The sequence below is a fragment of the Gemmata algarum genome, from assembly GCF_034097035.1.
Lineage (GTDB): Bacteria > Planctomycetota > Planctomycetia > Gemmatales > Gemmataceae > Gemmata > Gemmata algarum.
Window position 1 is genome coordinate 33343 of record NZ_JAXBLV010000184.1, and the last position, 13241, is coordinate 46583.

At 70.5% G+C, this 13241-nt stretch carries 10 protein-coding genes and 2 tRNA genes; 7 read left to right on the plus strand and 5 right to left on the minus strand.

Annotation, left to right across the window (positions count from 1 at the left end; genetic code table 11):
* Positions 1-360 precede the first annotated feature (360 nt).
* Entirely contained in the window at positions 361-1554 is a 1194-nt protein-coding gene (locus R5W23_RS17040; RefSeq protein WP_320687338.1) for a hypothetical protein, read from the plus strand.
* A gap of 51 nt (positions 1555-1605) precedes the next feature.
* Here the strand turns inward: R5W23_RS17040 and larC are convergent, their stop codons facing one another.
* Positions 1606-2763 (minus strand): nickel pincer cofactor biosynthesis protein LarC, encoded by a 1158-nt coding sequence (larC, locus tag R5W23_RS17045; protein ID WP_320687339.1) that lies wholly within the window; start codon positions 2761-2763, stop codon positions 1606-1608.
* 101 nt (positions 2764-2864) lie between these two features.
* Between larC and R5W23_RS17050 the strand changes: the two genes are divergently transcribed.
* The 3 genes from R5W23_RS17050 to R5W23_RS17060 all read left to right on the plus strand — a co-directional run bounded on the left by R5W23_RS17050 (position 2865) and on the right by R5W23_RS17060 (position 6762).
* Positions 2865-4787 (plus strand): DUF362 domain-containing protein, encoded by a 1923-nt coding sequence (locus tag R5W23_RS17050; protein ID WP_320687340.1) that lies wholly within the window; start codon positions 2865-2867, stop codon positions 4785-4787.
* Positions 4788-4860: 73 nt separating this feature from the next.
* Positions 4861-5760, plus strand: a complete 900-nt coding sequence (locus tag R5W23_RS17055) for a hypothetical protein (RefSeq protein ID WP_320687341.1) — start codon at positions 4861-4863, stop codon at positions 5758-5760.
* Between the two features lie 105 nt (positions 5761-5865).
* Positions 5866-6762: a WD40 repeat domain-containing protein gene (locus tag R5W23_RS17060; RefSeq protein ID WP_320687342.1), complete on the plus strand. Its 897-nt coding sequence runs from the start codon at positions 5866-5868 to the stop codon at positions 6760-6762.
* A gap of 261 nt (positions 6763-7023) precedes the next feature.
* Here the strand turns inward: R5W23_RS17060 and R5W23_RS17065 are convergent, their stop codons facing one another.
* Positions 7024-7806, minus strand: a complete 783-nt coding sequence (locus R5W23_RS17065; RefSeq protein WP_407936140.1) for a FliA/WhiG family RNA polymerase sigma factor — start codon at positions 7804-7806, stop codon at positions 7024-7026.
* A gap of 742 nt (positions 7807-8548) precedes the next feature.
* Between R5W23_RS17065 and R5W23_RS17070 the strand changes: the two genes are divergently transcribed.
* From R5W23_RS17070 to R5W23_RS17080, 3 genes are all read left to right on the plus strand, one after another.
* On the plus strand, positions 8549-9601 hold the full coding sequence (locus R5W23_RS17070; protein ID WP_261187277.1) for a M28 family peptidase: 1053 nt from the start codon (positions 8549-8551) through the stop codon (positions 9599-9601).
* On the plus strand, positions 9580-10725 hold the full coding sequence (locus tag R5W23_RS17075) for a M24 family metallopeptidase (protein ID WP_261187278.1): 1146 nt from the start codon (positions 9580-9582) through the stop codon (positions 10723-10725). The genes R5W23_RS17070 and R5W23_RS17075 overlap by 22 nt, the downstream gene beginning before the upstream one ends.
* Before the next feature lie 73 nt (positions 10726-10798).
* Positions 10799-11467, plus strand: coding sequence for a DUF4198 domain-containing protein (locus tag R5W23_RS17080; protein WP_261187279.1), 669 nt, complete (start codon positions 10799-10801; stop codon positions 11465-11467).
* A gap of 12 nt (positions 11468-11479) precedes the next feature.
* Here R5W23_RS17080 and R5W23_RS17085 read toward each other — a convergent pair whose 3' ends face one another.
* From R5W23_RS17085 to R5W23_RS17095, 3 genes are all read right to left on the minus strand, one after another.
* Positions 11480-12694 carry an AAA family ATPase gene (locus R5W23_RS17085; RefSeq protein ID WP_261187280.1) on the minus strand — a complete coding sequence of 405 codons (1215 nt, stop codon included), beginning with the start codon at positions 12692-12694 and terminating at the stop codon, positions 11480-11482.
* Between the two features lie 57 nt (positions 12695-12751).
* Positions 12752-12824: transfer RNA gene (locus tag R5W23_RS17090), tRNA-Val, on the minus strand.
* A gap of 90 nt (positions 12825-12914) precedes the next feature.
* A tRNA-Ser gene (locus tag R5W23_RS17095) sits at positions 12915-12998 on the minus strand.
* Positions 12999-13241: the final 243 nt, after the last annotated feature.

The following is a 13241-nucleotide window of genomic DNA, read 5'->3' on the forward strand; positions in this document are numbered from 1 at the left end:
AATGGAATGTGATGATACCGCGCCCGCGGCCCGCGACCCAGAGCCATTCCTCGCGCCACCGTGGCCGGGGGCCGGTTTGTTGGGTCGCTGGGGCGCCCCTGCGGCCCGCGGCGCCCGGCGCCGCCACACGTTGTCGGCGATTCTGGCCCCGCGCGGTGTGAACTCGGGTGCGGTGGGGGCAAGACCCGCGAGCACAAGCCGCGTGCCGGATAACGCACGGTCGCGCGGCACAAGTTTTCTTGAAATATGAAGAAATTTCAACTCGGCCGGACTGGTACTCAGACATGCATATCACTTCGACGACCGAACCGGGCGGGCGTTTCGTCCGGTCGGTCCCTCGAGCGCCTTGGAGACGCACGTATGTGGACGCGTCATGGGGTGTGGCTGGCCGGTGGCGTTCTCGCCCTGGCGGCCCTGGGGGCGGTGCGCGCGCAGGTCGAGAAAGGCGGGAACGTCGAGAAGGCCGGGCAGGTTGAAAAGGCTGCGGCCGGAGCGGAGCCGTCGGAGGACAAGGTTCCGGCGGCGAACGACCCGGACAAGTTCGCGTGGGACCTGTTCCTCGAGATCTGCCGCCCGGCCGGCGCCGGGACGCGGGACGTGCGCTGGGAGATGTGGGCGGAGGAGGACAACATCTTCGCCGACCCGAACACGGAGCCGCGGTGGCCGGGCCAGAAGCCGCAGCGGCAACTCCGGCCGAGCCGGCAGCACGAGCTCCGAAAGCTCCAGATGCCGAACCTGAAGGCGCTACCGGACCTGCCCGGGGACCGGGCGCCCGGGGGCGAGGAGGTGCGGATCAACCGGCACGCGTTCGACTACGTGGTGAAGAACGGGCTGTGGTACCAGCAGGGGGTGATCAAGACCGCGCAGGCGCCGACCGGCATCAAGTTCCCGACCGACTCGCTGGCCATCAAGGCGCTCTGGAAGGTCATCACCCCGGCCGAGAAGCCCCGGTACCACTGGGACGAGTACACCGACCCGAAGGCGAAAAAGCCGGTCACCGTCGGGCTGATCGCGCTGCACGTCACCTCCAAGGTGCTCCCGAACTGGCACTGGGCCACGTTCGAGCAGGAAGACAACCCGGCGTTCGCGGACGAGATCGGGGCGCACGACAGCTACGGCATGATCCCGGCCGTGGTGAGGCCGAACGCCGAGCCGAACAAGGGGTACAAAACCGCCCTCAAACCGGTCCTGCTCGAGCGGATGAAGAAGGACGGGCTTTCCCCGGAGTGGACGCACTACCGGCTGAAGGGCGCGCAGATCGACTTCACCGACTCGACCGGCCGGCCGACGATCCTCGGCAACTCGATCACCGAGGCGGGGTTCGTCGCGACCTCGTCGTGCGTCACCTGCCACGCCCGGGCCAGTGCGATGCTGGGCGGGGGCAACCCGCCGCAGTGGACGACCCTTTCGGTGTTCCGGCCCGACGGGCAGAGCGACAACGGCCCCGTGAACCCGAACTGGTTCTGGGCGCCGGGCAGCCCGACGCCCAAGTTCTATCAGGTGGATTTCCTCTGGGAGCTGGGGTTCCGGCCGAAGTACCGCACCGCGAAGTGACGCCCAACGTTACCCCCGCCTGCGTCAGCAGGCGGGGGCCGCCGACCGCAGTTATTTCCGGACGGCCGCGTACACGTCGCGCAGCGGAACGTTGTGCTCGCGCGCGACGCGGACGCAGTCCTCGTACTCGGGGGTGACGATCTCGAACCCGTCGCGCCAGCCGCGCTTGGCGTCCACCGGCCCCCACGGGGTTTCCACCGAGACGGCCTCGCGCCGCAGCTTCGCCCGCGTCGCGGACGTGCGCCGGACGCCGAACGTGCCGGTTTCGCGGAACAGGATCTCCTCGAACGCGGCCACGTGAACCGGGTCGCAGATCACGCTCAGCAGCACCCCGGGCCGCTGCTTCTTCATCTGCACCGGCACCGCGAACACGTCCAGCGCGCCGGCCTCGAACAGCCGCTCGATGGCGAACCCGATCATCTCGGGGGAAATGTCGTCGAGGTTCGTTTCCAGCACCGCGACCGTGTCCGTTTCCTCGGCGGGGCGCGGCGCCGGCGCGGCGGTGCCCACCAGCAGCCGCAGGAGGTTGGGCTGCTCGATGAAGTCCTTCGTCCCCGAGCCGTGCCCGATCCGCTCGATCGTCAGCACCGGCGCGGCGGTGAACTCGCTCACCACGGCGGTGAGGATCGCCGCCCCGGTGGGGGTCGTGAGTTCCGTTTTGATCACCGACGGGGCGAGCGGCACCCCCTTGAGCAGTTCCGCGGTCCCCGGCGTCGGTACGGGCATGATCCCGTGGGCGCACTTCACCGTCCCGCTCCCCGTGGGGACCGGCGAGCTGGTGAACTTTTCCACCCCGAGCAGGTCCAGGCCCACCGCGGCGCCGACGATGTCCGCGATGCTGTCGAGCGCGCCGACCTCGTGGAAGTGGACCCGCTCGAGCGGCATCCCGTGGGCCGTCGCCTCGGCCACCGCGACCTTGCGGAAGATGGCGGCGGCGAGCCCGCGCTGCTTCTCGGTGAGGTCCCCCTTCGCCAGGATGGCCTCCACGTCCGGCAGGAACCGGTAGTCCTCCTGGTCGGCCGCCGTGACCGTCGCCTTGGTGGCCGCGAACCCGCACCGCTTCACCTTTTCGACTTCGAGCGAGATCGGGAGCCCGAGCGAGTCCAGGGCGGCGCGGATCGCGTCCGCGGGCACGCCCGCGTCGATGACGGCCCCGAGCACCATGTCCCCACTGATCCCGCTGAAGCAGTCGAAGTGAGCCACACGCACGGTTGTTCTCCAAACGGAACGAAGCCCTTCCGGTGTTCTAGTGGCCGGACGCCCCGCCGCGTGGCATAAACTGGTATCGCCCGTCCCGCGGAGATCGTCGAGTGTCCGAATCGCACCCTTTGCTCGCGCGCCTGGTCGCGGCGGTCAACCCGGACGGCGGGTGGGGGTACACCGCCGGCACGGCCAGTCACCCGGAGCCGACCTGCCTGGCGCTGCTGGCGCTGAGCACCGCGCGCGAGCCGTTCGCGCAGCCGATCGCGAACGGGCTCGCGGCGCTGGAGCGGCACCGGCAGCCGGACGGCGGCTACCAGCTCACCGGCGCGCGCCCCGAGGCCGGCTGGCCCACCGCCATCACGCTCTTCACGCAGCTCGCGCTCGGCGCCGGGCCGGAGCAGGTGAAGCCCACCGTGGCGCGCGTGCTCGGCACCGAGAGCCGGGCGGTCAAGGCGGTGCCCGAGACCGCCGACATGGAGAACGACATCGACTTGTCGCTCGTGGGGTGGCCCTGGGCGGCGACGAACTTCGGCTGGGTGGAGCCGACCGCGTGGGCGTGCCTCGCGCTGCGGGCCGCGGGGCTGGAACTGCACCCGCGGGTCCAGCAGGGGCTCAAGCTGCTCCTCGACCGCGCGTTCGACAGCGGCGGCGTGAACTACGGGAACCGGGTGGTGCTCGGCACCGCGACCGAGCCGATCCCGGGGCCGACCGCGCTCATGCTGCTCGCGGTGCAGGGGGCGGTCGCCCACCCGCGGGTGGACGCCGCCGTGGGGTACCTGCGGGTCCACGCGGCGAAGTCAAACGACCTCGACCACCTGGCCTGGGCGCGCATCGCGCTGGGCGTTCACGACGCGGACACGGCCACGCGCGAGCTGCTGCCGGAACTGGACAAGAAGATCGCGGCCCTGGCGGCGGACCCGAACGTCACCGTCCACCGGCTCGCACTCGCGGCCCTGGCGGTGGCGGGCACGAACCCGATGCGCCTGCGGTACGGTGCGCACCCGGCCAGCCCGCTCGACGCGACCGCGGCGGCCCCGCCGGCCGCCGGGGGCGGCCTCCTCGCGAAGGTCGCGACCAAGTTCCGCGGCGCGATGGTCGCGGGGCTCGGCGCGCTGAAGCCGCTCCCGCCCACGTCGGCGGTCCACATTGCGCGGGCCGCGTCCTACGACGAGCCGCTCGCGGAGGTGCTGGCGGCGCAGTTCGCCCACTTCCGCCCGCATTTGCCGCTCGCGGGCAAGCGGGTGGTGCTGAAGCCGAACCTGGTCGAGTACCGGGCCGACCGGGTCATCAACACGGACCCGCGGGTCGTGGACGCCGTCATCACCCTCTGCAAGCAGGAGGGCGCGGCCGAGATCATCGTCGCGGAAGGCCCCGGGCACTGGCGCAACGTCGAGTTCCTCGTGCGCGAGAGCGGCCTGGGCGCCGTCCTCGACAAGCACGGCGTGCGGTTCCTGGACATCAACCACGACGAGCCCGTCAAGGTTCTCAACCTCGGCCGGCTCACCAAGCTCGACCACCTGTACATGTCGCGCACGGTGCTGGGGGCGGACGTGCTCGTCTCGCTGCCGAAGCTGAAGATGCACCACTGGGCGGGGGTCACGCTGTCGCTCAAGAACCTGTTCGGCACGCTGCCGGGCATCTGCTACGGGTGGCCGAAGAACGAGCTGCACTGGCGCGGCATCCCGCAGAGCATCGTGGACATCAGTTGCACCCACCCGGCGCACCTGTCGATCATCGACGGCATCATCGGGATGGAAGGCGACGGGCCGCTGCACGGCACCGCGAAGCACGCCGGCGTGCTGGTGATGGGGATGGACCCGGTGGCGGTGGACGCCACCGGCGCGCGGATCATGGGGCTGCCGCCGGAGCGGGTGCCCACCCTCGTGTACGCCGCGGCGAAGCGGGTCGGGCGGATCGCAGAGGCCGAGATCCCGCAACTCGGGGAGCCGATCGCGGCCGTCGCGCAGGCGTTCGCCCTCCCGCCGAAGATCGACCGCGAACTGCTCGCGCCGCCGAAGCAGACGGCGTGACGCTGGTGAGCGCACGCGCGTGCGGTTAGACTAACGCCTCCCGGGGCGCCCGCCCCACTCCGAGGAGGCTCCCGTGTCACGAACGCTTCTCGCCCTCGCCTGTTGGCTCACCCTCGCCCCGTCGGTCCTGGGGCAACCCGCCGCGAATGGCCCGCGCAAGCTGCTGTACCCGGCCGCGCCGGCCGACGTGCCGGCGGTGCTGCGCCCGCACGTCGAAAAGCTCCTCGCGACCGATCAGAAGCCGCTCGACCCGGGCGCCGCGAAGGCCGACGGCGTGTACCTGCGGGTGCTGTCGCGGCAGTACGCGGTGGGCGCGGACCTGAAGCCGGCCGGCTGGCTCGGCACCCGACCCATCGTGTTCCTGACCGTGCCCGAGACCGCCTACGGCCGCGACCTGCTCGGCGTGCTGTCGGCCATCGGCTACGACCCCGAGGACATCATCGACGCCGAGACCGGCGTGGAGAAGGTGGCGGTGGTGTTCGCGTACCCCGACACGGTCCGCGCGGCCGACCCGAAGGCCGACGCGGTCCCGGACGACTGGGACCGGCGCGTGTTCCCGTCCACGTGGGACAACCTGTTCGCGCTGGCCGACCGGAGCACGTCCGACAAGGAGCGGTTCGTGGTGCGGCCGGAGAGGGACACGTTCCAGCCGACCAAGTTCCAGTTCCGCTCGGAGAAGGAGGCGGCGTTCATCGCGAGCTTCCCGAACGAAGGGAAGAAGCGTGTGCGCGGTATCGAGTACGCCGCGCTCCGGGACGCGGGCGGGGCGGACTGGGTGTACCGCCAGTTGGTAGAGCGGCTGTTCGGCGCGTCCGAGCACTTCACCGGCGACGGGCGGACCAAGTTGACGCTGGCCGGGAAAAAGAAACCGCGAGCCGGGTTCCCGGAGTTCCTCGCCCCGAACGCGGAACTCAACACCTTACCGGCGGTCGCGGTGGTAAGCCTGGGGGCGCTACGGTTGAGCGACAAGTGACCCAGCTCCGGTGCCTCCCGGCGTGTCACAGGACGCGCCGACGCGCCGTAGTACAATGCCCGGCGTCCGTTTTTGGAGCGGCTGACCGAACACGCGGAGCACACCATGTTCGTGTGGCAGGCGCACAGGGGGCGGATCCGGTCACTCGCGTTCAGCCCCGACGGGGGCTTACTCGCCACCGCGACCGGCACCGGGCGGCTCGTGTCCCTCTGGAACCCGAGCACCGGCGAGCTGGTGCGCAAGCTCACGCCGCCCGGGACCGACCGGGCCGCGTGGTCGGTGACGTTCGCGTCCGGCGCGCCGCTGTTCGCCGCCGGGCTGTCCATGTCCGTGTGCGTCTGGAGCACCGCGGACTGGTCCCCGGTGGCAACGCTCGTCGGGCAGCGGCGCTGGAGCGGCCCGTACTATGAGGTCGCGCTCGGGCACGGCCCGAACCCGGGAGCGTCCGGCGCCGGGGCCTCGGGCGTGTGCGTTTGGGCCGATGCCGCGAGCGGCCCCGGCCCGCGCCAGGCGAGCCCGGTCATCAGCACCGACCACACCGCCTGCCTCGACTTCGCCCCAGACGGCTCGCGGCTGGCGACCAACGAGCTCGCTAAGGTGGAGCTGTGCGACCCGGCCACGGGGACCGCGGCCCGCAGTTTCACGCACACGCACTCCCGGCACCACGGCCCGGTGAAGTTCTCGCCCGACGGCGCCCGGCTCGCGGTCGGTTACCGCAACACGCTGTCCGTTTACCCGGCGGACGGAGACGGCCCTCCGGTCCACTGCCAGGGGCACACGAACGCGGTGTGGGCGGCGTGCTGGTCGAGCGACGGGCGCACCCTGCTGACCGCGTCCGCGGACGGCACCGCGCGGCTCTGGGACCCGACCACCGGGGCCGAGCTGAGGTCGTTTGCGTGGGCGATCGGTGAGATCCGCGCCGCCGCGTTCAGCGCCGACGGGCTGCTCGGCGCCGCGGCCGGGGCCGACGGCAAGCTGGTCGTGTGGGACGTGGACGCATGAGGGCCGTGCCGTGAGAGCCGTTACGGCCGCGGCCGCGGCCGCGGCCGCTGGGCTCAGGGCCGCGGCACACGGAGCGAGATTGCGGTTCCTGTACGTGCGCGGGCGGGAGGTGACGAGGCACGGCGTGGCTGACGCCGGTACGTTCGTTCGCGCAGGGGGCCAGACCGTGCGGAATAAAGAAGACGGGGCGAACGGTCACGGGGCACGGGGCGGCATCAGCGGGCGTTGGCCCGGTTCCGCCCCATATCTCCCGTGCCCATCTCAGTTGTCATTGAACTCGCCCTTGCGCTTCGCGAGGTGCGACTGCAACCGGGCCACGATGCTGGAGTGCATCTGCGACACCCGTGACTCGCTCAGGTTGAGCGTCGCCCCGATCTCCTTCATCGTCATCTCCTCGTAGTAGTAGAGGATGACGATGAGCCGCTCGTTGCGGTTCAGCCCCCGCGTCACGAGCTTCATCAGGTCGCGGTTCTGGAGCCGCCCGGTCGGGCTCTCGGCCTTCTTGTCCTCGAGAATGTCGATCTCGCGGACGTCCTTGTAGCTGTCCGTCTCGTACCACTTCTTGTTGAGGCTGACGAGGTTCACCGCGGTCGCGTCGCCGACGTACGACTCGAGCTGCTCGAGCGGGATGCCCAGCTTCTCCGCGAGCTCCTCCGGCTTCGGCGGGCGGCCCAGGGCGGCCTCGAGCTGCTTGCGCGCCGCCTCCATCTTGGACGCCTTGCTGCGGACCAGGCGCGGCACCCAGTCCATCGTGCGCAGCTCGTCCAGCATGGCGCCGCGGATGCGGGGCACGCAGTACGTCTCGAACTTGACGCCGCGGGTCAGGTCGAACGCCTCGATCGCGTCCAGCAACCCGAAGACGCCGGCGCTGATCAGGTCGTCGAGCTCGACGCCGTCCGGCAAGCGGGACCAGATGCGCTCGGCGTTGTACTTCACGAGCGACAGGTACCGCTCGACGAGCCGGTTGCGCAGCTCGACGGTCGGGCGCTCGCGGTACTCCAGCCAAACGGTCTGGATGTCCGTCTCGGTCTGGGTCACGATCAAATCCTCCCTGATGAGCGGCAAGGCGATGGGTCGCTTAAGCCCGCACGCCGGACACGGGCCGCGCGTCGCCGCGCCGGCCCGAGAACTGCGCCCCCCTTGCGGGCACACGGTCAGATGGGTGCGTTTTTGAGCCGGGTTCAGCTCGGCGACCGGCGGCTGCGGCTTCCCCTACCGCAGCGCACGTGTCGTGCCGAATGTTCCCGAAACGCCCCCCCCGAACCGTTGCACTGACCACCGGCTCGCCCGTCCCCCGAAGCGCCGAGCGGGTACGCTCCGGCGCTTAAATGCACTATCGACCGCGGCGTGTCTGGTGATCGAACAAAATCACCGAAACCCGTGATCGACCCGAACCCCGCGCCCTGCCCCGCCGGTGGAACCGACGGCACCGGCCCCGGCCGCGCGGGCGGCACGCCCGGAGCGGCGGGAACACGGCGCACAGGCCGCTCCCGTTGTCACCCGTTGCTCACGGTGTGGGCTGCTGAAGTAGAGGGGCGGTATGCCCGGGCGCGGGGGCGATGTGAAGGGGAAGATTTACAATTCGCCGCACTCTTTACACGCCCGCTCGCGGCCCGCGGGCGCCGTCGGTAAGATGTGCAAAGCGGGGCAGAGAGGCCCCACGCCCCTCCCGGGTAAATGGCGGGGGACGGGTCGGCGCGGCGCCGACCCGCGCGGTCCCGGCGGGGCCGCGCGCTCCCGAACCGTCGGGGGCGGTTGGGTCGGTCCTTTCCACACGGAGGGAGTCATGAGCCAGGCGTTCGGCTGGGCGCTCGGGTTGGTGCTGGTGGCGGTCGGCGGCGTCGGCCCGCTCTGGTGGCTCACCGGGTGCAGCGGCCCCGAGCCGCAAAAGGCCCAGCTCCCCACACTGGACGACGGGGCCGACCCGCAGAAGAAAACCGAGTTCGGCACCGGGGGCGGGGCCGACAAGGACATCGGCGTCAAGTTCGACCCGGACCGGGCGCTCAAGTACCTCAAGCAGCTCTGCGACATCGGCCCGCGGATCAGCGCCACCGACGGGATGAAGCAGCAGCAGGCGCTGGTCGAGAAGCACTTCAAGGGCCTCGGCGCGACCGTAACCCGGCAGGAGTTCAAGGCGCGCCAGAAGAGCCGGAAGGACGACACCGACTTCGTGAACCTCGTCGCCTCGTGGAACCCCGACAAGGCGAAGCGGGTGCTGCTCTGCACCCACTACGACACCCGCCCGATCGCCGACCAGGAGGCCAACCCGAAGAACTGGACCAAGCCGTTCGTGAGCGCCAACGACGGCACCAGCGGGGTCGCGTTCCTGATGGAGCTGGGGCACCACATGAAGGACCTGAAGTGCGAGTACGGGGTCGACTTCGTCCTGTTCGACGGCGAGGAGTACGTGTTCGAGACCAACCGCATGGGCGGGGGGGACCGGTACTTCATCGGCTCCGACCACTTCGCCGACGAGTACCTGAAGTCGAAGGACAAGCGCAAGTTCAAGTACGAGGCCGGCGTGCTGTTCGACCTGTTCGCCGGCAAGGACGCGGACCTGCGGGTGGAGGTCTACTCCTACGAGTCCGCCAAGCCGCTGGTGGACCAGATCTGGGGGACGGCGAAGGCGGTCGGGGCGCGGTCGTTCCGGTACGAGCGCGGGTACGAGGTGCAGGACGACCACCTCGCGCTCAACCGGGCGGGCATCCCGACCGTGGACGTGATCGACTTCGACTACCCCCACTGGCACAAGCTGTCGGACACGGCCGACAAGGTTTCCGGCGCCCAACTGGCCGAGGTGTCGAAGGTCATCACCACATGGCTCCAGAAGATCAAGTGACGGCGCGGCTCGCGCACCGCCGGGCCGACGTCGAGGCGAAGCAGCGGCTGGTCGCCGAGGTGCTCGCGGGGATGGGGTGCGAGGCGGCGGTGCTGCTGATGCCGGCGCACGTGGCGTGGTTCACCGCGGGGCTCACCGCCCGCGGGCTGATCGCCGACTCCGAGCGCCCGGGGGTGTTCACCAACGGCCGGCAGCGGTGGCTGCTGTGCTCGAACGTGGACACGCACCGGCTCTTCGACGAGGAGCTCGACCGGCTCGGGTTCCAGTTGAAGGAGTGGGCGTGGGACGGCGGCCGCTCGGAGCTGCTGTTCAACGTCACGACGGGCCGGACGGTGGCGGCCGACCGGCCGTTCCCGAACGTGCCGATGGCCAACGACCGGCTGCGGCCGCTGCTCCGCGCCCTGTCGCCGTTCGAGCAGGAGCAGTACCGCGAGCTGGGGGCCGGGGTGGCGCACGCGGTGGAGGCCACGGCCCGCGGGTTCCACCGGCACGAGAGCGAGGAGGAGGTCGCGGGCCAGCTCGGGCACCGGCTCCTGCACCGCGGCATCGAGCCGGCCGTGCTGAGCGTGGTCGCGGACGCCCGGGGCGCGCGGTTCCGGCGCGCCGGGTTCACGGCCGCGCCGGTCCGGCACACCTGCACCATCCAGGCCACCGGCCAGCGCGACGGGCTGTACGCCACCGCGGCGCGAACGGTGACCTTCGGCCCGCCGCCGGACGAGTTCCGCACCGGGTTCGATCTCGCGCTGAAGCTGGCCGCGGTGTACCGCTCCTTCACCCAGCCCGGGATCGCGGTCGCGCCGGTGGCGGACGCGACCGGCACGCTCCTCGCGAACACGCCGTTCGAGTTCGACGCCCGGCTGAGCCAGCCCGGGTACGGGGCCGGCCGGTTCGCGGCCGAGGAGCTGCGGCGGGCGGGCGCCGACGAGCCGCTGGTGGCGGGGCAGGCGGTGGTGTGGCAGCCGCGGGTCGGCCCCGCCGCGTGCGCCGACACCGTGATCGTGACCGAAACGGGTTACGAGCCGGTCACGCCCCCCTCGGAGTGGCCGTTCAAGCGGGTCACCGTCCGCGGGGCCGCGCACGACGTTCCCGACCTGTTGGTCCGCCCGGCGGGCGACCCGGCGTGAGCCGGCCCGCGCCCCCGCGCACTACAACGTTTCTTGCCGTCGCTCGGATCGCCTTCACACGAGGAGAAGCAGCATGTACCGGATGCTCGGAGCCGTTGTGGTCGCCCTGTCCGCCGCGGGCCTGGCGCGGGCGCACTTCCCGTTCGTCGTCCCGGACGCGAAGGGGGACTCCGCGAAGGTGGTGTTCAGCGACGGCCTGGAGCCGGACCCCGCGGTGAACATCGAGAAGATCGCGAACACCAAGCTCACGCTCCGCGACGCGGGCGGCAAGGAATCGGCGCTGGAGTGGAAGAAGGACGACGGGTTCTACGCGGTCAACGTCCCCGGCTCGGGCGACCGCGTCGTGTACGGCGTTACGGACTACGGGGTGCTGCAAAAGGGCGACGCCAAGCCGTTCAAGCTCGTCTACCTCCCGAAGGCCGCGATCGGCACCGCGACGGCGAAGCCGGTCGGCGCGAAGCTGGCACTGGAAGTGGCGGCGGACGGCAAGGCCGGGGCGGTGCGGTTCCAGGTGCTCGCGGCGGGCAAGCCGCTGGCCGGGTCGGAGGTCACCGTGATGCTGCCGTCCGGCGGCAAGAAGGCCGTGACGACCGACAAGGACGGCTACACCCCCGCGTTCGACGCGACGGGGCGCTACGGGGTGTCCGCGAGGCACACGGAAGCGAAATCCGGCGAGCACGCGGGCAAGAAGTACGACGAGGTCCGCAGCTACGCCACGCTCGTGTGCGACGTCGCGAAGTGAGCCGCGGCCGGCTCACGGGGCGGCCGGGGTACCGGGCTGCGGCCGGGCGCTCGCCATCTGCTCCCGCAACAGCACGACGTGGGCCGCCATCAGCTCGTCCATCGGCACCTCCGGGCGGTTCACCCAGGCCATCGTCGCCGCGAGCGCCAGCTCCTTGAGGTAGGCGAACGAGAACCCCGCGGTCGCCCCGGCGACCGCATCAAGGCCGCCGTCGGTGAGCCGCAGCGCCCCGTCGAACTGCCGGTTCCACCACCGGAGGTACGCGGCCCGCTCGGGCTCCGCGGGCAGGTCGAAGTGGTACTTGCGGTCGAACCGGCTGGGCCGGTCCACGATCGCGGGGTCGAGCCGCTCCGGGTGGTTGGTGGTGGCGATCGTGAGCAGCCCGTCGTTCTTCCGGAACCCGTCCAGTTCGTTCAGGAAGAACGACCGGTTCTCGCCGTCGATCAGCGCGTCGATGTCTTCGAGGACCAGAACGCACGGGGCCGACTCCCGGGCCTGCTCGAACACCTCGCGGATGCTGAGGTCCTCGTTCTGGTAGCGGGACTTCAGGCTCTTCACGTACAGGCAGGGCTTCTTCAGGTCGTTGATGAGGGCCTGGATCATGTGGGTCTTGCCGTTGCCCGGCGGGCCGATCAGGATGAGCCCGCGCTTCCACGGCACGTTGAACTGGCGGTACCGGTCGCGCGCCTCGAAGAACGCGGCCACGTCGGCGCGGATCGCGTCCTTCAGCCCCGGCGGAAGAATCAGGCCGTCGAGCCGGGACGACTGGATGGACCGGTACAGGTCCGCGTCCTTGGTCCAGGAGCCCTCCTGGTACACGAACACCTCGTCGCGGACGGGCGCGTTCCACCGGCACACCGCCGCAAAAAACGCCTGCGCGGCGGCTTCGTCCTCCGCACCGATCCAGACCCGAGTGTTGTAGCCGCACGCGGACTCGTACTGGATCTGAAGCAGCTCGAGCGCGCGACCGTTCCAGCGCACGTCGAAGTAGCCGTTCATCGTGGCCCGGCGCGCCCGGTCGCCGGCCGGCCACCAGGAGTAGAGCGCTTGCTCGGGGTGGTCGCGCTTCGGCACGCACTCGCACAACCCCGCGCCCGCGTACTTTTGCCAGTTGAAGTCGGAGTCGGCCGTCTCCAGGAGGAACCCGGCGCGCGAGTGCTGTTTGAGCGCCGCCAGCGCCGCGTAAGGGATGCTTGTGACGGGGTTCCGCAGAATGTCGAGCAGCATTCGGTGGCCCGGGGGGCAAGAAAGTTGTGAGCGAACCGGTTCGCGGGGTGCCGCGAGTGGCCTCGGAAGGAGTCGAACCTTCGTCTCGCGGGTGTGATCCGCGCGTCGTGAGCCGTTGGACCACGAGGCCGTGTTCAATCGTGCGGAGCTCAATCCAGCGTGTCGGCGCCTCCGCTCAGGTTTTTAGCTTTGCACTCCCAGCGACCAGAAAACGATTAAGCGGAAGGAGCGGGAGTTGAACCCGCAAGGCTCGTCGCTCGCCGGTTTTCGAGACCGGTGCCGTCGCCCATCGGCTTGCCCTTCCGGACTTACATTTTCAGGCGCAATCGCACCACCTGCGGCTTGGCGGTTGTGGGGCTTGCGACCACCCGGTGAGTGCGTCACACGTTCGGCTCCCGAACCGCCCTCACCTCGCGGTGCGGCAACGACTAGACACGTGAAACGTCCCGCAGTTCGCGCGCTCGCCCAAAGAAATCGATTCCCGGAGCCCCAAAGACCCCGCCCGTGAGACCTCCCGGGCCGCGTACTCATTTGGCAAGTGGCGCAA